This window comes from Clostridium sp. AM54-37XD (genome assembly GCF_003478225.1).
Classification (GTDB): Bacteria; Bacillota; Clostridia; order Lachnospirales; family Lachnospiraceae; genus Coprococcus; species Coprococcus ammoniilyticus.
The window spans coordinates 107,143-128,257 of record NZ_QUEV01000003.1 but is presented as its reverse complement, the minus strand read 5'-3'; the positions used below and the strand labels follow the sequence as shown (position 1 = coordinate 128,257).

Sequence of the window (21,115 nt, the reverse complement as noted above, 5' to 3'; positions counted from 1 at the left end):
GGATCCAACATGGAAAAGAAATATGATGTTGTGGCTCTTGGTGAATTCCTGATAGACTTTACCCCTGCCGGAAGCACTGATTCCGGGATGAAGCTCTTCGAGCAGAATCCCGGAGGCGCTCCGGTAAATATGCTCACGGCAGTCAGCAAGGCCGGACTTAAGACCGCGTTTATAGGAAAGGTCGGGGATGACATGCATGGCAATTTCCTTATTGAGACGGCAAAGCAGGCAGGGATAGATACCAGAGGTATAGTTGTCGATGACACGGTATTTACCACTTTGGCATTTGTCACTCTGGATGAGAACGGAGAGCGTGAATTCTCATTTGCCAGAAAGCCGGGAGCGGACACAATGCTCTGTTACAAGGAAGTGGATGCCGACCTGCTAAGAGACACAAAGGTGTTCCATATAGGTTCGCTGTCTCTCACGGATGAACCGGCCAGAACCACCACATTCCAGGCGGTGAGAGAGGCGAGAAAATACGGAGCGGTGATATCCTATGATCCAAATTACAGAGAGCCGCTGTGGGACAACAGAGAAAATGCGATGGAGAGAATGAAGAGTATTCTCCCGTTTGTAGATATAATGAAGCTTTCGGATGAGGAGACGGCACTCCTCACACCATTTGAAGATCCGAAGGAGGCTGCGGAGTATCTCCTTGGAACAGGCGTCAGACTTGTTGCGGTCACCCTGGGAAGTGAGGGTGTGCTGATATGCAGCAGGGATGGCAGCAGAAAAGTTCCTGGATTTGTCAGCCATGTGGTCGACACAACCGGAGCTGGAGATTCGTTCTGGGGGGCATTTGTATCGCAGCTTATAAGGGCGGACAAGAGCCTGGAGGAATTCAGTATAGACGAGCTTGAAGAATTTGCGAGATATGGAAATGCGGTGGCGAGCCTGTGTGTCGAGAAGCGCGGAGGACTCAGATCGATTCCTGAAGAGAGCGAGACATTTGAGAGACTCGCAGTAAAGTAAGTGTACTACAATTTTTCACATAAAATTTTCCCTTAACCCTGAAGACCGGAGAGTTTCCGGTCTTCTTTTTTGTACAATCTAACATTTGGACAGTATAATCATTCAAAAGTGCATTGACTCATAATTCCATTTCCTATAATATGTGGTTGGTGAACAAAAAAATAATCATTGGTCCTGTGTCAAGATTTAGCACAAAATAAAATGAGAAGTTCTGCCAACTAAGCTGCCGGCAGAGAACATACCCTCTCATACATTTTTTCAAAGTCATTGCGAATAAGGCTTTTCTTAAGTGGGTGAAGGCTGATAAGAATGATTTAGATGGAGAAATAATAATGCAGATATTTGTTGATGCAGATGCGTGTCCGGTAGTGGACATTGTTGAGACGATCGCAGAAAAATATAATATACCAACTACACTTTTGTGTGACACGAACCATGTGCTGTATTCTGATTACAGTGAAGTTATAGTGGTTGGTGCCGGTGCGGATGCAGTAGATTATAAGCTGATCAGCATATGCCATAAAGGGGATATCGTAGTGTCACAGGATTATGGCGTTGCTGCTATGGCACTTGGTAAAGGGGCATATGCCATTCATCAATCCGGTAAGTGGTATACAAATGAAAATATTGACCAGATGCTGATGGAACGGCATCTTAACAAGAAAGCAAGGCGAAGTTCTCATAAGCATCATATGAAAGGACCGAGAAAACGTACAGAAGATGATGATTTACGTTTTGCTCAATCCTTTGAAAAACTCATACGGATGGCAAAGGCAAATGAAGGCAGTTCGAAGGAAAATGATGAACAAAGAAAATAGTTGCATGGCTATTTCTATATTGTATATTTGTTTGTAAAATGGAAAAATGAAGCTGAGAATGATGGCTGGTTGCTGATCATAGCGTGATGTGGTCATATATGAGCTTTTCGGACGGACAGAGTAAGAAGTATCAGGTTTCTACCAGTGGCAGTAATACTCTGACGGTGAAGATCTCGTCTTTTGCAAAGAACTGGAACTGACCATGATAGGAGTCGGCGATTGCGGCAATATTCTTAGTTCCGAATCCATGTCCTGTCTGTGTGGAGACAGGCATTCCATTTTGAAAAGAAACCGTTCCGATAAACGGATTACTGATCTGGATCAGAAGTGTCTGATTTCGTTCGGCGAGCTGAACCTGTATGAATTTTTCCTCTGTTTCGATCGATGCATGGAGCGCATTTTCCAGAGCATTTGACAAAATGGCACATAGCTTTGTGTCGGACAAAGGAAGCTCCGCAGGGATAGAAGCCTGAACCAGCAGGGAGATGCCCTCTGATTCCGCTTTTGTATCATAGGCGGACAGAAGCAGATTGATCAGCTCATTTGAACAGAAGCGTTTTGGAGTGATCGCATCTAAGTCGGATTGGACGGTTTGTATATAGTCCCGGATCTTATCCAGATTCCCGGTCCTTGCAAGTGCCTGCAAATAAGTAAAATGATGGCGCATATCATGGCGGTAGGAGGCTGCCTGTGTCTGCATGGTGCGCATATGATTCAGATCAATGGCAGCATGTGTAAGCTGCATATGAAGAGATTCTGCCAGGCGTTCTGCCTGTTCCTGTTCTTCCAGTTTATAATAATAATAAAAGATAAAAACAAAATAGAAAATGCAGCAGATGGACGGCATGAACTGAACTACAAATTCGTTGCTGGTATAAAGCATATCGGTATAAATCGTAGAGGCATAATCGAAAAGATAGTAGCAGAGCGGAAGAATGCCAAGAATATAGACGGATTTATTTGCTTTTGGCATAAAATGCTGCGTCAGATTTGCTTCATAGTGGTATAGGAAATAAAAGGTTACAAAGGCACATCCGACATAAACGATCGTATAGATGATCTTATTGTCAGAAAATAAGCGAACGGCCAGTCCGCACCAGAGAGGAATCTGGCAGCACATATAGGCAGTTAAGACACTGACGATTGAAGTGATCCATGAGCATTTGTATATCAGCCAGAGAAAAAGCACCAACGGAAGATGTACAACGACCGGATACAGCCCTCTGGAGATCTCCTGTCCGAAGACTGCGAAAGAAATGATCTGAAGTATTCCGTCGAGGGCACAGAAAACAGACAGAGAGAGTATGTTTTTCCGGTTAAAAGGAACACCGGTAAAACATACGCTTGCTACTGTACCAAAGAGGAATACGGTAATAAAATAAATACTGTCGCAGAGAAAACTCATATCATTGTCTCCTTATTTCCCAAAAGAGTTTGTATAGGCAAAATTTAAAAACTGTTCCGAAATCTTCGTGTAGTTATTTCTGGAAAGCGGAATCTTCTGACCATCTGTCAGGATGATATCGCTTTTCGTAACATATTGAATGTAATGCATATTTACCGCATAAGAACGATGTGGATATATAAAGTCCGGATAGGCTTTCAGAATATCCTGAAATTCCGTAAAGGTCATTACGGCAGAGATCATGGTCTGATCTGCCAGATGTAAGGTGATGGTTCTGTGTGTGACCTCACCATAGACCAGAGAGGATACCCGGATCCGGCTGTACTGCTTCTCTGTCGTATAAATGATGAAGCTTGCGGTATCTTTTTCATCCAGTTCGGCAAGAATGGAATCTATGGAGGCAAAAAATTTTCCTTCGGTTACCGGTTTTAACAGATAGTTTTGGGCTTTTACTTCGTAGCTGTCTACCGCATATTCCGGAGAACTTGTCAGGAAGATGATCTCGGTATCTGTCCCGGAAGCTCTGATGTTTCTTGCAATTTCAATTCCGTTTTCTCCGGGCATTAAAATGTCCAGGATCGTAATATCAAATCGTTTTCCCTGATCAATGGCATCCAGTAATGAGAAGCCATTTTGAAATATATGGATCTGAAGCGGTGTGGCATGAAGCTCCTGATATCGTTTGAAAAGCGCTGCCAGTATCTGCCGTTCCTGTTTGCTGTCGTCACAAATCGCTATATGTATCAAAAAATCTACTCCTTATCATGGCTTAACAAATATATGATAAGCCGGTCGTTGATCGTCATTTGTACAGGCGTACTCATTGACCTGAGTTCATTATAGCATAGTTCTGATCAAATCGACTGACATTTCATGCACATATAGTGACAATTCATGTAGCGGATGCAAAAAAATAAAATCTGTTGTAGAATGCGGAACTGCTTCATGATAGACTGAAAAAATCAAGAGAATTCAGATCAATGGAGGATTAATAATGGGAAAAGTACGATTCAATGATAATACAGAAATAGTTGCAGCTGTAAAAGAAGGACTAAAAAGGAAGGATGGATATTGTCCGTGCAGGCTTGAAAAGATACCGGAGAATAAATGTATCTGTAAAGAATTTCGGGATCAGATCAATGATCCGGAGTTTGAGGGATACTGCCATTGTCAGTTATATTACAAAGAAAAGTAAAATAATATATGAATTATTATCAGAACATATAGACTGGTTCGTCAAAATAAACATAAAAATATTAATAAATCCAAAAAAATTGCTAATAAATCCAAAAATATTCTATTCTTTCTTCCTGCTTGTCACATTATAATGAATTTAGTCAATGAGACAGAGCGAAAAATAAACAAAATGTACAAACAGGAGGAATGAAATATGAGAAAGAAAAAAATTATAGCTGTCGTTGCAGCAGCAACACTTGCATTATCAATGGTAGGATGTGGATCAGGCGGATCAGGCGGATCAGGCGGAAGCAGCTCAAGCGGAGTTGCAAATAAGGATAAGCCACTTTGCTGGTTCAACCGTCAGCCATCCAACAGCTCAACAGGAGAACTTGATAAGGAAGCATTAAGCTTCAACAAAGATACTTATTATGTAGGCTTCGATGCTAACCAGGGTGCTGAGCTTCAGGGTCAGATGGTACTTGATTATATCAAAGCAAATGCAGCAACAATCGACCGTAACGGTGATGGTGTTATCGGATACGTTTTAGCAATCGGTGATATCGGACACAATGACTCAATCGCTCGTACTCGTGGTGTTCGTTCAGCACTTGGCACAGGAGTTGATGCAAATGGTGCAGTTGATTCAACACCTGCAGGTACAAACGTAGACGGATCAGCAAAAGTTGTTCAGGATGCAAAGCTTGATGTAGGTGGTAAGACATATACAATCCGTGAGCTTGCTTCACAGGAAATGAAGAACTCAGCAGGTGCTACATGGGATGCAGCAACAGCAGGAAACGCTATTGGAACATGGACAGCTTCATTCGGTGATCAGATTGATGTAGTTGTTTCAAATAACGATGGTATGGGAATGTCAATGTTCAATGCATGGGCAAAGGATAACAAGGTTCCTACATTTGGATACGATGCTAACAGCGATGCAGTAGCAGCTATTGCAGAAGGTTACGGCGGAACAATTTCACAGCATGCAGATGTTCAGGCTTACTTAACACTCAGAGTTCTTCGTAACGCACTTGATGGTGTAGACGTTGATACAGGTATCGGTACAGCAGATGAAGCCGGCAACTGCTTAACAGAAGGTGAAGATTACAGATATAGCGAGGAAGAAAGATCATACTACGCATTAAACGTAGCAGTAACTGCTGAAAACTATCAGGATTTCACAGATTCAACAAAGGTTTATGACAAGGTTTCAAAACAGCTTGATTCAAGCAAGAGCCCAACAAAGAAAGTATGGCTTGATATTTACAACGCTTCAGATAACTTCTTAAGCTCAACATACCAGCCACTTCTTGAGAACTACGATGATCTGCTCAACCTGAAAGTAGATTACATCGGTGGTGATGGTCAGACAGAGTCTAACATTACAAACCGTCTTGGTAACCCGGGCGAATATGACGCATTTGCGATCAACATGGTTAAGACAGATAATGCAGCATCATACACAACACTTCTTAACAAATAAGATAACGGATCGGCAGGCAATAATGATTTAACTCAGAGGGGTGTCAGATACAAGATTTGATACCCTTCTTTTACTAAGAAAGGGAAGTAGAGATATGGCAGAAGATAAGAATAAATACATCTTATCGATTCAGGGCATGAGCAAATCATTCGGTAGAAACAAGGTTCTGGATCACATCAATCTGAATGTGAAACCGGGTTCGATCATGGGTCTTATGGGTGAAAACGGTGCCGGAAAATCGACAATGATGAAATGTCTCTTCGGAACCTATCAGAAGGACGAAGGAACTATAATATTAGATGGTAAAGAAGTAAACTTCTCAGGTCCAAAGGATGCCCTTGAAAACGGAGTTGCAATGGTTCATCAGGAGCTTAACCAGTGTCTTGAAAGAAGCGTTGTGGACAACCTGTTCCTGGGACGTTACCCAAAGAATTCCCTCGGTGTGATTGATGAGGGCAGGATGAAAAAAGAAGCTTCAGATTTGTTCAGAAAGCTCGGTATTACCGTAAATCTGACACAGCCGATGAAGAAAATGTCAGTATCGCAGCGTCAGATGTGTGAGATCGCAAAGGCTATTTCTTACAACTCAAAAGTAATTGTACTTGATGAGCCGACATCTTCACTGACAGCACCTGAGGTTGCAAAGCTGTTCAAGATGATGAGACAGTTAAAAGAACAGGGTATTTCCCTGATTTATATATCACATAAAATGGATGAGATCTTCGAGATCTGTGACCAGATATCCGTTCTTCGAGATGGTAGTCTGGTAATGACAAAAGACAGTAAGGACACAAACATGAACGAACTGATCTCCGCAATGGTTGGTCGTTCCCTTGACAATAGATTCCCACCTGTAGACAATGAGCCCGGTGAGACAGTGCTCTCCGTACAGAACCTGTCAACAAAGTATGCACCAAAGCTTCAGAACATTACATTTGATGTTAAGAAAGGTGAGATTTTCGGACTGTATGGTCTGGTAGGTGCAGGTCGTACAGAGCTCCTTGAAACCATATTTGGTATGCGTACAAGAGCAGCAGGAAATGTACTTTATAATGGCAAGATGATGAACTTCTCATCACCAAAGGATGCCATGGATCATGGTTTTGCCCTGATCACAGAGGAAAGAAAAGCAAACGGACTTTTCCTGAAAGCAGATATCACATTTAATACAACAATTGCAAATATGAACCATTATAAGAGCGGAATCGCACTTAGCCATGACGATATGGTTCGTGCAACCGCAGAGGAGATCAAGGTCATGCATACAAAATGTATGGGACCGGATGATATGATCGCAAACCTCTCCGGTGGTAACCAGCAGAAGGTTATCTTCGGTAAATGGCTGGAGCGTTCGCCTAACGTATTTATGATGGATGATCCTACAAGAGGTATTGATGTAGGAGCCAAGTACGAGATCTATGAACTGATCATCAACATGGCAAAGCAGGGTAAAACGATCATCGTTGTATCCTCAGAGATGCCTGAGATCCTTGGTATCACAAACCGTATCGGTGTTATGTCGAACGGTCATCTTGCAGGAATTGTAAATACAAAAGAGACCAACCAGGAAGAATTATTAAGACTTAGTGCGAAATATTTGTAATAGAGAGGAGTTTTGGTTATGGCAGATAAAAGTAAGATCCTTTCGGCTGATGCAGAAGCAGCGCTTTTAAAGCCGATTGATGAATATGTAGGAAAAATACAGTCACAGATCGATGCACTCCGTGTAGACGGATCTGACAAGGTTCAGAGCTATAAGAACCAGATCGCAATTGCGAAGGAAGACAAGAACTTATCAAAGGATGAGAGAACAAAAGCAGTTGCAGCAGCAAAAGCCGGACTGGAAAAGGCGAAGAGTGTAGAAGCAGCAAACAAGGATAAGGTATCCAAGTTGATCGCAGAAGCAGAAAAGTACCTTTCCGAGAATTATAACAGCAAATACTATGATAAAGTAGTTGCAAGCTGCGAGGCAGAAAAAGCAGCAGAAAACGAAGCGTATGAGAAGGTTCGTGCAACGATCAAGACAGAGCACGAACAGACACTTGCCAAACTGTCCGCTGCAGACGAGATCAAAGATGAGAAATATGTATATAAGAACAGATTATTTGATGCACAGATGTCTCACGAATCCAGATTACAGGAGATTAAGGACAGAAAGCATGATGCATTTGCACATAAGTTCCATCTGATCGATCTCTTACGGATGTCCAAATACACATTTGGTCAGAAGCAGGCTCAGAAGATCGAGAATTACAAATACACATTTAATACATCCCAGTTCCTTTATAAGAACGGTCTGTATATCGTAATCATCCTGATCTTCATTGCACTTTGTATTATCACACCAATCGTTAAGAATACACAGTTATTAACCGTTACCAATATCCTGAATATCTTACAGCAGGCATCTCCTCGAATGTTCCTTGCACTCGGTGTTGCCGGTCTGATCTTACTTACAGGTACTGACCTTTCCATCGGACGTATGGTAGGTATGGGTATGGTTACAGCAACTATCATCATGCATAACGGCCCTAACACAGGTGGCGTATTCGGACATATCTTTGATTTCTCAAATATTCCGGCCGCTCCTAGAGCAATTCTTGCCCTGGTAGCCTGTATAATTCTTACAACAGTATTTGCAAGTATCGCAGGTTTCTTCATGGCGAAGTACAAGATGCATCCTTTCATCTCGACCATGGCGAACATGCTGATTATCTTTGGTTTAGTAACATACGCAACAAAGGGTGTATCATTCGGTGCGATTGATTCTTCCATCCCTAGCATGTTCATCCCTACATTTGGCAGCTTCCCATCTATTATTCTTTGGGCAATTGTAGCAATCATTGTTGTATGGTTCATCTGGAACAAGACAACATTTGGTAAGAATCTGTACGCTGTAGGTGGAAACCCGGAAGCAGCAGCAGTTTCAGGTATCTCAGTATTCAAAGTAACACTTGGCGCATTCATCCTTGCAGGTATCCTTTACGGATTCGGTTCATGGCTTGAATGTAACAGAATGGTAGGTTCCGGTAGTGCTGCTTATGGACAGGGCTGGGATATGGATGCCATTGCAGCCTGTGTAGTTGGTGGTGTATCATTTACAGGTGGTATCGGTAAGATCTCCGGTGTTGTAACTGGTGTACTTATCTTCACATCATTAACATACTCACTGACAATCCTTGGTATTGATACAAACCTCAGTTCATTTTCGAAGGTATCATCATCCTTGCGGCTGTAACTCTTGACTGTCTCAAGTATGTACAGAAGAAGTAAGGAAATGTAATAATCGCTCACAAAAAAAACGATATAAATCAAAAGCCGCTCCGTTCGTCTTTGATATGCTTTCTGTCAGGCTGACAGATGCAGGCTCCAGACTGAACGGGGCGGCTTTTAAAATATCAGGAGTACGCTGCTATTTTATTTGGGATATATACGGTAAAACGGGATTTTGGGGTTCATTCTGAACGTAGATTTGTTATAATAAGGAACAGATAGAAAGAATAAAAGAGGAATGAGATATGGATAATTATAAAGTGGTACTCGTCGATGACGAGGTGGAAGTAATCGATGCGATCGAACAGAGAATTCATTGGGATATATTAGGATTTGAAGTCGTTGGAAGTGCGACAAATGGTGTGAAAGCACTGGAGCTTGTGGAGAAGCAGCAGCCGGATGTCGTGATAACGGATATCAAGATGCCATATATGGATGGACTGGAGCTTGCCAGAAGATTGAATAAAGAATATCAGAATATCCATATCATCATTTTTACAGGATTTGATGAGTTTGAATATGCGAAGGAAGCGGTTCATCTGGAAGTAGAGGAATACATGCTGAAACCGATCAATGCGCTGGAGCTTACGGAATGTATGAAACGATTGAAAAAGACGCTGGATAAGGAGAGAGAAGAACGTCTGAATGTAACAAAGCTTGAGAATTATCTAAAGGATTCCCTTCCGGTGCTTCAGACGAATCTGTTTGTTTCGTTGATCGAGGGTCGTGTAAATGAAGAATATTGCGAGAAATTTTTGAATGCGTATCAGATCGATATAAAAGGACCGTATTATTGCTGTGCGATCTTTCATACCTCGGAGCATCATGTTCCGGATGGTATGAATCCATTGCTGCTTGCCATGTCAGTCGAGCATGAGATCAAGGATCGTTTAGCACCGGAATGGAAGAATCATATGTTCACATATCTGGGAAATGCGCTTATGATCATAGAACTGGAAACGGAAGAAATGGTCGTTGCATTTACAGATGCCTGTGACCGATTCTGCAAATGGGCATATCGTGTTATGGGAGCTGTTGTGACTGCGGGAATCGGAAGAGTCTGTGATAATCTGATCAGCATTAATTCTTCTTATGATGGAGCAAGAGAAGCAGTTTCTTATCGCGTGTTATATGGAACGAGCCGTGCGATCAATATTGGTGAGATCGCACCGAAGGAGCAGGAGATCCTAATCCAGCCGGAGGATACAAAGATGCATGATCTGTTCAAGGCTATTCATCTGGGAGTACCGGAGACACTTGAACAGTCGGTGCGGAAGGAAGTGGAGAAGCTTCACAATAATGCGCAGACTGTGAGCCAGTATAACCTTGCGATCATGGAGATGGTGGGAGCATTTTATCGATTCTGTGCTAATAATTTTATAGATTTTAATGAGTTTTGCGGTAATGTCGGAAATCCATACGAACGTGTACCGGAGATGGATGAAAGCACATTAACCGCATGGATGATCGATTCGGCAAAAGCCATCAGTGAGGAGCTGAAAAATGCCAGAAACAGTACATCGAGGCGTATGGTTACGGATGCGCAGAATCTGGTGCATGACAGGTATATGGAGCCGAATCTTTCCCTGGATACCGTGTGCTCGGCACTTGGAGTATCGAATTCTTATTTTTCCAGTGTATTTAAAAAAGAGACAGGAAAAGCATTTGTAACATATCTGACTGATTACCGGATGGATCATGCGGCAGAACTGATTCTCGAAACAAATGAGAAAAGTTATCAGATTGCAGAGCGGGTCGGTTATCTTGATGCAAATTATTTCAGTTATGTATTTAAGAAGCGTTTTGGGGTATCGCCATCCAAATACAGAACGGAGCATCTGAAAAAATAAAGGGTAAATAAGGGGAAGCGTGTTGAAGGATATAAGAAAGAATAAAAAGAAGAAAAATGAAAGTTCTATTATCGGACGTCTTCGGGGGTGGTTTTATCACGGCAGATTTATAGGTTTTGATATTCAGTCGATCATTATGACGGTGCTTACTGCCCTGACGATCATCACAACCGTTATCATGGGTCTGCTGTTGTATAATCGTTTTAAGATGGCAATTAAGCAGACTGCGGTCACGAATACGGAAAATATGGTGGAAAATACTGTTGAAAAGCTGGATGCGGATCTGTTAAATGTGCGTCAGATTACGAATGCGGTGAATTATAATATTATTCAGGAATATGATATTTCCAGTCGGGATTTTAACCGGCAGTTCAGTCTGTTATATGAGATTAATGCCGATAAAATCCAGAGTATGGCGTTATATGATGATAAAGGAAATCTTCTTACGGCAGAACCGGTCGCGGTACAGAAGGATGCTGTGGAACCGTCGGAGCAGGACTGGTATCAGGATGCAGAGGCAGATATCGAGAATATTCATTTCTCTATACCGCATATCCAGAATCTGTTTGTCGATGGCACATATCGATATTACTGGGTTGTATCTCTCAGCCGTTCAGTTGATATTAACGATGGTGAGCAGCCGGGAAGTGGTGTCCTTCTGGTCGATATGAAATATTCGGTGATAGAGGATACATTGGCACGGATCAATGATGCGTCAAATGGCATCTATTATTACCTGTGCAGCCGTGATGGTCAGATGATCTATCATCCGCGCGGAACCGATATGGACAGAGGATATTTCAAAGAAGAATACAGGGATGCAGCAACCTATGAGGATGGAACATATGAACTTACGTTCAATGGCAGGACAAGCAATGTGATCGTAAACAGTGTTGCTTATACCGGATGGAAGGTGGTCGGTGTAGTACCGGAAAGTGTACAGATCGCGAGCATCAACCGGTTCCGGTATTATATCATTACAACGGTTATCATTCTTATGATGATGCTTTTAGGGGTGAACCGTATTATTTCGAAGAAGATATCCAGGCCGATTCTGAAGTTAAATGAATCAGTCAAAGCATATGAGGCAGGTGGTCCGACAGATATCTACATCGGTGGATCGTCCGAGATCCGTCATCTGGGATATTCCGTTCAGAAATCCTATGAACAGATCGAAGCTTTGATGCAGGAGATCATACGGGAACAGACGGAACGAAGAAAGAGTGAGATGGATGCGCTGCAGAGCCAGATCAATCCGCATTTCCTCTACAATACCCTGGAATCCATCACATGATGGTAGAAGCAAAGAAGAATCTGGATGCGGTGTTTATGATCTCCGAGCTTGCAAAGCTGCTTCGTATCAGTCTGTCAAAGGGCAGAACGGTGATCAGAATATCGGATGAGATCCAACATAGCAGAAGTTATATGAATATTCAAAAAGTTCGATATAAGGAGCGTTTTCAGATCGAATTTGATATTGATGAAGAGATTAATGAGTACTGTACAGTAAAGCTGATCGTTCAGCCGATTCTTGAAAATGCCATTTATTATGGTGTAGGAAATATGGATGAGGATGACGGCGGCAAAATCACGATCCGGGGAGAGAAAAAAGGCGACGATATATATATTTCCGTAGAAGATAATGGTATGGGAATGAATGAGGACATCGTAGAGAATATATTAAAAGATAATAACAAAGTACCAAAACATGGTTCCGGTGTCGGCCTGATCAATGTTCATTCCAGAATTCAGTTGATGTTTGGAAATGAATATGGTCTGGAGGTTTACAGTGAGCCGGACGAGGGTACAAGGATTGTGATCCACATACCGGCTATTCCATATACAGAGGAGAATCGGGAACAGCTTGAAACACAAAATTATGGAAAGGGGAGAGTGACAGATGAAGAGAAATAGAATTACTTTCCTCATAGCAGAGCTGATCCTGGTTGCCATTGCCGGTATATTTATCAACCGGATCTTTCGGGAAGATAATCCACAGAAACGTGTGGCAGTTATTCTTCCGGATTCCGGTAATACCAGATGGGAAGGTCTGGTTAATGGACTGAAGCAGTCTGCGCAGGTAAATAATATTCATTTGATCATCTGTAATACAGATGAGATCGTAAGTGTAGATGATGAAAAAGAGCTGATCGATGAACAGCTTGAAAATGATGTGGATGCATTTATCATCTGTCCGGCTCCCGGAACAGATACAAAAGATATGCTTACGTCTTTGCAGGCGGAGAAAGAGACCTTTGTTCTGATAACGGAGGATGCATATATGGCAGATGACACAGAATCGACCGGATTTGTAACGATAAAGCCGGATAACTATCAGATCGGCTATACTCTCGGCAGGCAGATCATAAAAAATGATACAGATAAGTCGGCAGGCAAGAAGATCGGAGTGATTGTTGGACGGGCAGAGACTGAGGCAAGTGTCAGCCGTGTAAAGGGACTTACCGATGCACTTGCAGGATATAACTGTGAGTTTGCCTGGGCGTATAATCAGAATAGCGGTAAAGATACCTGTAAGGCGGTGGATTCCCTGGAAGCGGTTGATTATATAGCAGCTATGGATACAGAAGCTCTCGATACACTCGGAGAAAATGCTGAAAATGGGTATTATAAAGGGGCAGAAATATATGGGGTAGGTACAAGCATGAAATCCATAGCCCTGCTTGATTACAACAAGATTAAATGCCTTGTTGTGCCGGATGGGTACAGCATCGGTTATGAGAGTGTAAATGAGATCGCAAAGAAACTTGGACGACCATTATATACATTAAAAAGTCATGAAGAAGCGATACGGGTAATCTATAAGGATGACCTGTTTTCGGAAGAGACAGAAAGGTTTTTATATTCGTATGAATAGAAAGAAAATAAGAAAAATAATAGCCTGTATATGCATATTGGCAGTTATGATGTCTCTGGTATCCTGCGACAGCAGGAAAAATCAGAAAGACAGAACTCTGCGGGTCGGCGTTGTTACGTATACGCCGGATGATCCGTTTATCAACGCAATGACAGATATATTGAAGGAGGATCTGAAAGCATTAGAAGCAAGTGATATGAAGGTTATCGTATCAGTCAGAAGCGGAGATAACAGTCAGCAGGAGCAGGATGAAGTGGTGGAGGAAATGATCGATGCCGGATGCGATGTGCTTTGTGTAAATCTGGTCGATCGAACTGCTCCGTCAAATATTATAAGACTCGCAAGACAGAATAATATTCCGGTGATTTTCTTTAACAGAGAGCCGGTAAGAGAGGATCTGCTGCAATGGGATAAGCTGTATTATGTCGGATGTGATGCAGCACAGTCCGGCGAGATGCAGGGGGAGATTGCTGCGGAATATATAAAGAATCATCCGGAGGTGGATCGCAATCAGGATGGTAAGATCCAGTATGTACTCTTAGAGGGTGAAGCCGGACATCAGGATGCGATCAGCCGGACAGACTGTTCGGTAAAGACCATTCTTGAAAATGGTGTGAAGCTTGAGAAACTGACCTATCAGTTTGCAGACTGGAACCGCGCACAGGCAGAGAACCGAATGAGCCGGTTGATCAGTCAATATGGGGATCAGATAGAAATGCTTATTTCCAATAATGATGAGATGGCACTCGGTGCAGTCGAGGCTTATAAGAATGCCGGATATATGCAGAGTGATTATCCGGTCATCTTTGGTATCGATGGATTAGATGATGCGCTGGAAGCTGTTCGGCTGGGCACTATGCAAGGAACTGTCTATAATGACAGAGAAGCACAGGCAAGAAAGATTGCACTGATTGCAGTAGCCTTGTTCCGTGGAAATGATGTGAGAGTATTAGGACTTGAGGATGAACGGTATTATATGGCACAGTATCGTAAGGTCGATGTTAATAATGTGGATGAATTTTTGCAAAAATAGCTATGCAGCAGGAGGTTTGCAGGTATGCAGGATATATGGATTGAATCTTTTTATAATGAAATTGATGCTGAGAAACGACAGGCATTTCTAAAAGAACATACAGGAGATCCAAAGGACGAATTGGACGCATTTCGAGAGAAGCTCTGGATTGCCCGGTATGGCAAACGAAAACCAAAGAATGATGCATTTGTGGGCTATCTGATGCAGATGAAATATATCGCAGAAGGTGGCGGCATGAGCTTGGCGCACAGAAAAGAAAGCAGGCTGCGGAAGTCCTGACAGGTTTATTCCTCGGAAACTATGACAATCTGGATATCGAGAAGCAGGAAATGATATTTTATGAGATTAAAAATGCTTTCCTGAAGCTGATCGGTGTCAGCAAGAACGGACGTGGATTTACTTCTGTTGTATTTGGCATGGGGCAGTTATCCGATGAAAGTGTAGCAAAGAAGATCGCAGATCAGGTCAGCACGATCGCATTTGCCACACCGCATATGCTTCATATGGATAAGGAGTTTGCGGTATTCCAACAGGCAGCACTTGAAGCCTTTCGACAGGAATTCCCGAACCGGGAGCATTTTCTGAAGAAGTAGGGGTGTCCGTGATATGGTGTTGGATAGTTATCAGGACATGCAGGATATTGTTAAATATGCGGTTGTAAAAAGAGCGTTATAGGGCAAAAAAGCCAGATAAACATTAATTATTGTGTTTATCTGGCTTTTTTATGATTCTCTATGCATTCTCCTGCGTAGCAGCACCTTCATATACGGCTTCGTTTGTAAGTTCAATGCCGAGCTTCTTAAAGGTTGTCATGTCGACTGTGGACAGGATCGATGATACATGGAGCTGGCAGCCGGACAGCTTTGGAAGCTGTTCCAATGCATGCTTTGCATTTGGATCGGATACGGCACACATGGATAATGCGATCAGAACTTCGTCGGTATGAAGACGAGGATTCTTGCTGCCAAGGTATCCGGTCTTTAAGTGCTGGATCGGTTCTATAAAGGTACGTGAGATCAGATGTGTATTTTTATCAATATTTCCAAGTACCTTAATTGCATTTAATAATACAGCAGATGCAGGACCGAGCAGATCGGAAGTGGAACCGGTAACGATCGTTCCGTCCGGCAGTTCTAAGGCTGCGGCGGCGGAACCATTTTCCTGTGCAAGGTTATTTGCAACCGGAACAACAGCACGATCATTGACAGTGATCTTCGCCTGCTTCATGATAAGTTCCTGTTTGTATACTTCGTCTTTGGTCGCTTCGTCTTTGACGAAACGGTTCAGAGACTGATAATATCGTCTGATAATTTCCTGCTTGGACGCTTCTCTGCAGGCTTCATCGTCAATAATGCAGTTTCCCGCCATATTTACACCCATATCGGTCGGGGATTTGTATGGACAGTAACCATAGATCCCTTCGAACATGGAAGCCAGAACCGGATAGATCTCGATATCACGATTGTAGTTGACGGTTGTTTCCCCATAAGCTTCCAGATGGAAAGGATCGATCATATTAACATCGTTTAGGTCTGCGGTAGCGGCTTCATAAGCCAGATTGACCGGATGCTTAAGTGGGATATTCCAAATCGGGAAAGTCTCAAATTTGGCATAGCCGGCCTTGATGCCACGCTTGTTCTCATGGTAGAGCTGTGACAGACAGGTCGCCATCTTGCCGCTTCCCGGACCCGGTGCAGTAACAATGACAAGCGGACGGGTTGTCTCTACATAATCATTTTTTCCATAGCCCTCATCACTTACGATATAGTCAATGTTATTCGGATAACCCTCGATGGAATAGTGATGGTAGACCTTGATGCCGATCGCTTCCAGTTTCTTCTGGAAAATATCGGCAGATGGCTGTCCGGCATATCGTGTGATAACCACGCTGCTGACATACAGCCCTTTCTTTTTATATACATCGATCAGACGGATAACATCCTGATCGTATGTGATGCCCAGATCGTGACGGATCTTATTGCGCTCGATATCAGCGGCGTTGATCGAGATGATCATTTCTGCCTGATCTGCAAGCTGTAAGAGCATCTGTAATTTGCTGTCCGGTGCAAATCCCGGAAGTACGCGGGAGGCATGATAGTCGTCAAATAATTTGCCGCCAAATTCCAGATACAGTTTATCTCCAAATTGTTCGATACGTTCTCTGATGTGCGCAGACTGCATGGACAGGTACTTGTCATTGTCGAAGCCAATGCGTTTCATTTTTTGAAATTCTCCTTCGTAAATTAATCAATATACGGTGGACACTTAAGAAAATGAAGTGCCCTATAAGAGAATACCACAGAGAGGGGAGAAAATATAGAGAAAATTTACTCAAGGCTTCGATTTTCCCCAATATCCTTCCACAGCTTCCTGATTTAGTCCTTCGCCTATGATGATCAGGATCGCCTGTCCATTTGGGATCGGTTTGATCTCGGTCTTCTGGTGGGTGACGTTGATGGATATCCAGTTTTCATCAGCGAGTTTTTGAAACCCTTTAATCCGGAAGACCTTACCACAGGCTGGATCGTGCAGGATTTTCTGGCAGCTTTCTTTTAAGAAATCCTCTGTAAAATCCATATTCATGAAGTACAGACTGTCGTAGGTCTGTTTGTCATCAAACCAGAGTTTCGTATAATTGGCATCCTGATAGCCGGATGAGAGGATCGCTTTATAGTCTTCATCGGTCAGATCTTTCCAGTTCTTTTCCAGAACTATCTGCTTTGGCGTGGACTTAGAGTGCAGAATGTCAAATGACTGTTTTACATAATCTTTGGTAGAGGCTAACTGTTCCGGTGTAACTTCTTGTGAGTGGCTGTATAAGACAGTGCCAGCCTGTGCCACCTGAGAAGCCAGAAGATAACGGGAAGCCTCGGAGAGATTCTGCTCCAGTGTGGCATCAATGATCGTGATAACATTTCCAATCGTGTACCAACGGTCAAGCGGATCTTCGTGCAGGACATCGAAGAATTCATCCATATCGAAGATGCCGGATGGCTCTACCAGAACGCGGTCATAACCACACATTCCCATTGCGATCAGCTTGGTTTTGAATCGTCTGCGGTGACAGTCGGCATCACAACCGCCGGCAACCATTTCCAGTGTACAGTTATCACCAAGGATATCCTGTAACAGCATGGCATCGACATTGACTGCACCAAAATCGTTTTCAAGAATGCCGATATTTAAGCCCTGATCGATCAGGTATTTAGCATATTTCCTTATAAATGTAGTTTTACCGGAACCTAAGAATCCGGTGATCAAATCTATCTGAATCATAAAAATCACCTCTTGCTGTATTTGCAGATGATATTCGTGTATGCATTCGTAACCTATATGTTATTTGTGTATCTTAACTTGCCAATACAGGGGCATTTGAGGTCGCCGGTACTTGATGGCACATAAGTGGCATCTTAGTACCGCTGCAGACCGAAACGAGCGGAAGCGTCCCCTGATTGGGAATGTTAAGGATACACAAATATAGAAGTAGATAAGTGCACACACGAATACCATCTGCAATCACATTCTAGCATAGGCGGGGGAAAAAGAAAATCGAGGAATGGGAAAAAGTTATCTTGTCTGAATCCCATCCATAAGGTATAGTAACCTTATCACGAAATAAACGGAAAAGGGTAAGACGAATGATTTTAAATGTAGAAAATTTGACACATGGTTTTGGAGACAGAGCCATTTTCAATAATGTATCTTTCCGGCTGCTTGCCGGTGAACATATCGGACTGGTTGGAGCAAATGGTGAAGGTAAAAGTACCTTTATGAATATTGTGACAGGAACACTTGCGCCGGATGAAGGTAAGGTGGAATGGAACAAGCATGTGCGTGTTGGCTATCTGGATCAGCATGCGGTACTGGAAAAGGGAATGACGATCGAATCTGTGTTGAAATCAGCATTTTCCTACCTGTTTGAGATGGAGGAGAAGATCAACCAGATTTATGACAGCATGGCGGATGCAACGGATGAAGAGATCATGGAAATGATGGAGGAGGTCGGCACGTTGCAGGATCTTCTGACCAACCACGATTTCTATATGATCGATGCTAAGACGGAACAGGTAGCAAGAGCGCTGGGGCTTCTGGAACTTGGACTGGATCATGACGTAACAGATCTGAGTGGTGGTCAGCGTACCAAGGTTTTACTTGCAAAGCTGTTACTTGAGAAGCCGGAGATCCTGCTGCTTGATGAGCCGACAAACTATCTGGATGCAGAACATATCGAATGGCTGAAACGGTATCTGCAGGAGTATGAGAACGCATTCATCCTGATCAGTCATGATATTCCATTTTTAAATGATGTCGTAAATATCATCTATCATATGGAGAATCAGGAGTTGAACCGCTATGTCGGCAACTATGACAAATTCTTGGAAGTATACGAGGCGAGAAAGGCACAGCAGGAGGCTGCTTACCGGAAACAGCAGCAGGAGATCAGTGAATTGAAGGATTTCGTTGCCAGAAATAAAGCGCGTGTTGCCACAAGAAATATGGCGATGTCCAGACAGAAGAAGCTGGACAAGATGGATGTGATAGAACTTGCCAGGGAACGCCCAAAGCCGGAATTTTATTTTAAGGAAGCGAGGACACCGGGCAAGATGTTATTTGAAACTGAGGATCTGGTGATCGGATATGACAAACGGGCACCACTTTCCAAACCGATCAACCTGCGAATGGAGCGTGGAGAAAAGATCGCGATCGTTGGTACAAATGGTATAGGAAAGAGTACGCTGCTTAAGAGTTTGCTTGGAATCATCAAGCCGATATCCGGTACGGTACATCTGGGTGATTATCTGTATAAAGGTTATTTTGAACAGGAAATGGCCGGAACAGAAAATACCTGTCTGGAAGAAATCTGGCAGGAATTTCCGGGATTTTCACAGTATGAGGTGCGATCGGCACTTGCCAAATGTGGACTGACAACCAAGCATATCGAGAGTAAGGTAAAGGTATTAAGCGGTGGAGAGCAGGCAAAGGTACGCCTGTGTAAACTGATCAATCAGGAGACGAATCTGTTGATCCTCGATGAGCCGACAAACCATCTGGATGTGGATGCAAAGGACGAATTGAAGCGGGCATTGAAAGACTATCACGGTTCGGTTTTGTTAGTCTGCCATGAGCCGGAGTTCTATTCAGATATCGTGACAAAGGTGTGGAATCTGGAAGAGTACAGTGTGTTGACACTGTAATAAAGAAATAAATTTATAATCATGAGGTGAAGACTGTCTATAATCGGATGGGAATATAGACGGCTATAAATATGCTGACAGAGATAATACTGAATGACAAAGTGACAAATGAAAATATCCGGGTACAGGTTATAAGATCCGGGAGAAAAAGTCTTGGTCTGGAGGTGCGACCGGATGGAACGGTACTTGCAAGGATTCCGGCGAGATTATCTGACCGGGAATTAAAAGCATTTATAGAGAAACAACAGGATTGGATCTTAAAGAAGGTGGATCAGGTAAAAAAGCGTGCGGATGCACGAACGAAAATTAAGGTTCCATCTGTGGATGCGTTATCAGATGCAGAGATTCAGAAGATCAAGGATAAGATAGCAGATCGGGTAAAGTATTATTGTGCGGTTATGCAGGTGACAGTTGGGCGCATCACGATCCGCAACCAGAAGACCAGATGGGGAAGCTGCAGCAGTGCCGGAAATGTGAATTTTAATTATCAGTTATATTATCTGCCGGATGAATTACTTGACTATGTGGTAGTGCATGAGCTGGCACATAGACGACATATGAATCATTCCAAAGAATTCTGGTCAGAGGTAGCGCGGTATTGCCCGGACTATAGAGCGAGACGGAATCAGTTAAAAGAATATCAACTGGCGAATTAAAAATTGAAATGTAAAGGAAGTTTAATATGGGATTATTTCGAAAAAAGAAAGAGCAGGCATCATATGACAGTCAGAGTAAACGACCGGTCATCAAATGCAGCATCTGCACCGGTGAACAGGTCGCTGGTTTTCAGGATATTCATAACGGAATATTTGAAGATATCATGTTGATCCGTGGAAAAGAAGATCTGAAAGTCTTCCGGAAAAAATATGGAATCCCGCAGGATGCGGAGATTCCAAAGATATATTGATTTTCTTTCATATTTTCAATATGATCGCCGAGTGTAACCCCGTCTTTGTTTATATCAATGTCTTTAATACCCATAATAGTACCTCCTGAAAAAATAGTTCCTATATTATCTATAATACA

Annotated in this window: 18 protein-coding genes and 2 pseudogenes; 16 read left to right on the top strand and 4 right to left on the bottom strand. The window is 42.8% G+C overall.

Annotated features, from left to right (window positions below; all coding sequences use genetic code 11):
* Positions 1–9: 9 nt before the first annotated feature.
* Together DXA07_RS03705 and DXA07_RS03700 are read left to right on the top strand one after the other, a co-directional pair.
* The gene (locus DXA07_RS03705; protein WP_117808615.1) at positions 10–975 is read left to right on the top strand and encodes a carbohydrate kinase; all 966 of its coding nucleotides are present in this window, start codon (positions 10–12) and stop codon (positions 973–975) included.
* 332 nt (positions 976–1,307) lie between these two features.
* Complete coding sequence (locus tag DXA07_RS03700; protein ID WP_117808614.1) at positions 1,308–1,793, top strand: YaiI/YqxD family protein; 486 nt, start codon at positions 1,308–1,310, stop codon at positions 1,791–1,793.
* A gap of 130 nt (positions 1,794–1,923) precedes the next feature.
* On the opposite strand, the gene DXA07_RS13300 is transcribed toward DXA07_RS03700, so the two are convergent.
* Positions 1,924–3,198 carry an ATP-binding protein gene (locus tag DXA07_RS13300; protein ID WP_242996170.1) on the bottom strand — a complete coding sequence of 425 codons (1,275 nt, stop codon included), beginning with the start codon at positions 3,196–3,198 and terminating at the stop codon, positions 1,924–1,926.
* A 12-nt stretch (positions 3,199–3,210) separates the two neighbouring features.
* Entirely contained in the window at positions 3,211–3,945 is a 735-nt protein-coding gene (locus tag DXA07_RS03690) for a LytTR family DNA-binding domain-containing protein (RefSeq protein WP_117808613.1), read from the bottom strand.
* A 247-nt stretch (positions 3,946–4,192) separates the two neighbouring features.
* Here DXA07_RS03690 and DXA07_RS03685 point away from each other — a divergent pair, with 247 nt between their 5' ends.
* From DXA07_RS03685 to DXA07_RS13940, 11 genes and pseudogenes are all read left to right on the top strand, one after another.
* Positions 4,193–4,393 carry a Ferredoxin thioredoxin reductase subunit beta gene (locus DXA07_RS03685; RefSeq protein WP_021944545.1) on the top strand — a complete coding sequence of 67 codons (201 nt, stop codon included), beginning with the start codon at positions 4,193–4,195 and terminating at the stop codon, positions 4,391–4,393.
* A 195-nt stretch (positions 4,394–4,588) separates the two neighbouring features.
* Positions 4,589–5,863 (top strand): substrate-binding domain-containing protein, encoded by a 1,275-nt coding sequence (locus DXA07_RS03680; RefSeq protein WP_117808612.1) that lies wholly within the window; start codon positions 4,589–4,591, stop codon positions 5,861–5,863.
* A 94-nt stretch (positions 5,864–5,957) separates the two neighbouring features.
* A complete protein-coding gene (locus tag DXA07_RS03675; protein ID WP_008402285.1) occupies positions 5,958–7,466 on the top strand; it encodes a sugar ABC transporter ATP-binding protein in 1,509 nt (502 codons plus the stop codon).
* Positions 7,467–7,484: 18 nt separating this feature from the next.
* Positions 7,485–9,136, top strand: a pseudogene (locus DXA07_RS03670) (galactoside ABC transporter permease).
* Positions 9,137–9,381: 245 nt separating this feature from the next.
* The gene (locus tag DXA07_RS03665; protein WP_117808610.1) at positions 9,382–10,986 is read left to right on the top strand and encodes a response regulator; all 1,605 of its coding nucleotides are present in this window, start codon (positions 9,382–9,384) and stop codon (positions 10,984–10,986) included.
* Between the two features lie 136 nt (positions 10,987–11,122).
* Positions 11,123–12,387: pseudogene (locus DXA07_RS03660) on the top strand (cache domain-containing protein); the annotation flags it as partial.
* A 24-nt stretch (positions 12,388–12,411) separates the two neighbouring features.
* Positions 12,412–12,900, top strand: a complete 489-nt coding sequence (locus DXA07_RS13945) for an ATP-binding protein (RefSeq protein WP_348980744.1) — start codon at positions 12,412–12,414, stop codon at positions 12,898–12,900.
* The gene (locus tag DXA07_RS03655) at positions 12,887–13,861 is read left to right on the top strand and encodes a substrate-binding domain-containing protein (protein WP_118483458.1); all 975 of its coding nucleotides are present in this window, start codon (positions 12,887–12,889) and stop codon (positions 13,859–13,861) included. The genes DXA07_RS13945 and DXA07_RS03655 overlap by 14 nt, the downstream gene beginning before the upstream one ends.
* Positions 13,854–14,894, top strand: coding sequence for a galactose ABC transporter substrate-binding protein (locus DXA07_RS03650; protein WP_118483456.1), 1,041 nt, complete (start codon positions 13,854–13,856; stop codon positions 14,892–14,894). Before DXA07_RS03655 ends, DXA07_RS03650 begins: the two co-directional genes overlap by 8 nt.
* Before the next feature lie 24 nt (positions 14,895–14,918).
* The gene (locus tag DXA07_RS13295) at positions 14,919–15,173 is read left to right on the top strand and encodes a DUF6553 family protein (RefSeq protein ID WP_243013724.1); all 255 of its coding nucleotides are present in this window, start codon (positions 14,919–14,921) and stop codon (positions 15,171–15,173) included.
* Positions 15,080–15,487 (top strand): DUF6553 family protein, encoded by a 408-nt coding sequence (locus DXA07_RS13940; RefSeq protein ID WP_348980743.1) that lies wholly within the window; start codon positions 15,080–15,082, stop codon positions 15,485–15,487. Before DXA07_RS13295 ends, DXA07_RS13940 begins: the two co-directional genes overlap by 94 nt.
* A gap of 139 nt (positions 15,488–15,626) precedes the next feature.
* Here DXA07_RS13940 and DXA07_RS03640 read toward each other — a convergent pair whose 3' ends face one another.
* Entirely contained in the window at positions 15,627–17,114 is a 1,488-nt protein-coding gene (locus DXA07_RS03640) for a DUF1846 domain-containing protein (RefSeq protein WP_021944537.1), read from the bottom strand.
* 111 nt (positions 17,115–17,225) lie between these two features.
* Positions 17,226–18,170 carry a GTP-binding protein gene (locus tag DXA07_RS03635; protein ID WP_118483454.1) on the bottom strand — a complete coding sequence of 315 codons (945 nt, stop codon included), beginning with the start codon at positions 18,168–18,170 and terminating at the stop codon, positions 17,226–17,228.
* A 362-nt stretch (positions 18,171–18,532) separates the two neighbouring features.
* On the opposite strand from DXA07_RS03635, the gene DXA07_RS03630 reads away from it, so the two are divergent.
* The 3 genes from DXA07_RS03630 to DXA07_RS03620 all read left to right on the top strand — a co-directional run bounded on the left by DXA07_RS03630 (position 18,533) and on the right by DXA07_RS03620 (position 20,996).
* A complete protein-coding gene (locus DXA07_RS03630) occupies positions 18,533–20,089 on the top strand; it encodes an ABC-F family ATP-binding cassette domain-containing protein (RefSeq protein WP_118483452.1) in 1,557 nt (518 codons plus the stop codon).
* 71 nt (positions 20,090–20,160) lie between these two features.
* Entirely contained in the window at positions 20,161–20,745 is a 585-nt protein-coding gene (locus tag DXA07_RS03625) for a M48 family metallopeptidase (RefSeq protein WP_243015407.1), read from the top strand.
* 26 nt (positions 20,746–20,771) lie between these two features.
* On the top strand, positions 20,772–20,996 hold the full coding sequence (locus DXA07_RS03620; protein WP_117823027.1) for an aspartate dehydrogenase: 225 nt from the start codon (positions 20,772–20,774) through the stop codon (positions 20,994–20,996).
* Positions 20,997–21,115 lie beyond the last annotated feature (119 nt).

Coding starts and splice junctions, on each gene's coding strand:
- DXA07_RS13295 (WP_243013724.1), top strand. CDS start 14,919: ATGCAGGATATATGGATTGAATCTTTTTATAATGAAATTGATGCTGAG.
- DXA07_RS03655 (WP_118483458.1), top strand. CDS start 12,887: ATGAAGAGAAATAGAATTACTTTCCTCATAGCAGAGCTGATCCTGGTT.
- DXA07_RS03700 (WP_117808614.1), top strand. CDS start 1,308: ATGCAGATATTTGTTGATGCAGATGCGTGTCCGGTAGTGGACATTGTT.
- DXA07_RS03705 (WP_117808615.1), top strand. CDS start 10: ATGGAAAAGAAATATGATGTTGTGGCTCTTGGTGAATTCCTGATAGAC.
- DXA07_RS03630 (WP_118483452.1), top strand. CDS start 18,533: ATGATTTTAAATGTAGAAAATTTGACACATGGTTTTGGAGACAGAGCC.
- DXA07_RS03640 (WP_021944537.1), bottom strand. CDS start 17,114: ATGAAACGCATTGGCTTCGACAATGACAAGTACCTGTCCATGCAGTCT.
- DXA07_RS03650 (WP_118483456.1), top strand. CDS start 13,854: ATGAATAGAAAGAAAATAAGAAAAATAATAGCCTGTATATGCATATTG.
- DXA07_RS03620 (WP_117823027.1), top strand. CDS start 20,772: ATGGGATTATTTCGAAAAAAGAAAGAGCAGGCATCATATGACAGTCAG.
- DXA07_RS13945 (WP_348980744.1), top strand. CDS start 12,412: ATGAATATTCAAAAAGTTCGATATAAGGAGCGTTTTCAGATCGAATTT.
- DXA07_RS03625 (WP_243015407.1), top strand. CDS start 20,161: ATGCTGACAGAGATAATACTGAATGACAAAGTGACAAATGAAAATATC.
- DXA07_RS03635 (WP_118483454.1), bottom strand. CDS start 18,170: ATGATTCAGATAGATTTGATCACCGGATTCTTAGGTTCCGGTAAAACT.
- DXA07_RS03685 (WP_021944545.1), top strand. CDS start 4,193: ATGGGAAAAGTACGATTCAATGATAATACAGAAATAGTTGCAGCTGTA.
- DXA07_RS03675 (WP_008402285.1), top strand. CDS start 5,958: ATGGCAGAAGATAAGAATAAATACATCTTATCGATTCAGGGCATGAGC.
- DXA07_RS03665 (WP_117808610.1), top strand. CDS start 9,382: ATGGATAATTATAAAGTGGTACTCGTCGATGACGAGGTGGAAGTAATC.
- DXA07_RS03680 (WP_117808612.1), top strand. CDS start 4,589: ATGAGAAAGAAAAAAATTATAGCTGTCGTTGCAGCAGCAACACTTGCA.
- DXA07_RS13300 (WP_242996170.1), bottom strand. CDS start 3,198: ATGAGTTTTCTCTGCGACAGTATTTATTTTATTACCGTATTCCTCTTT.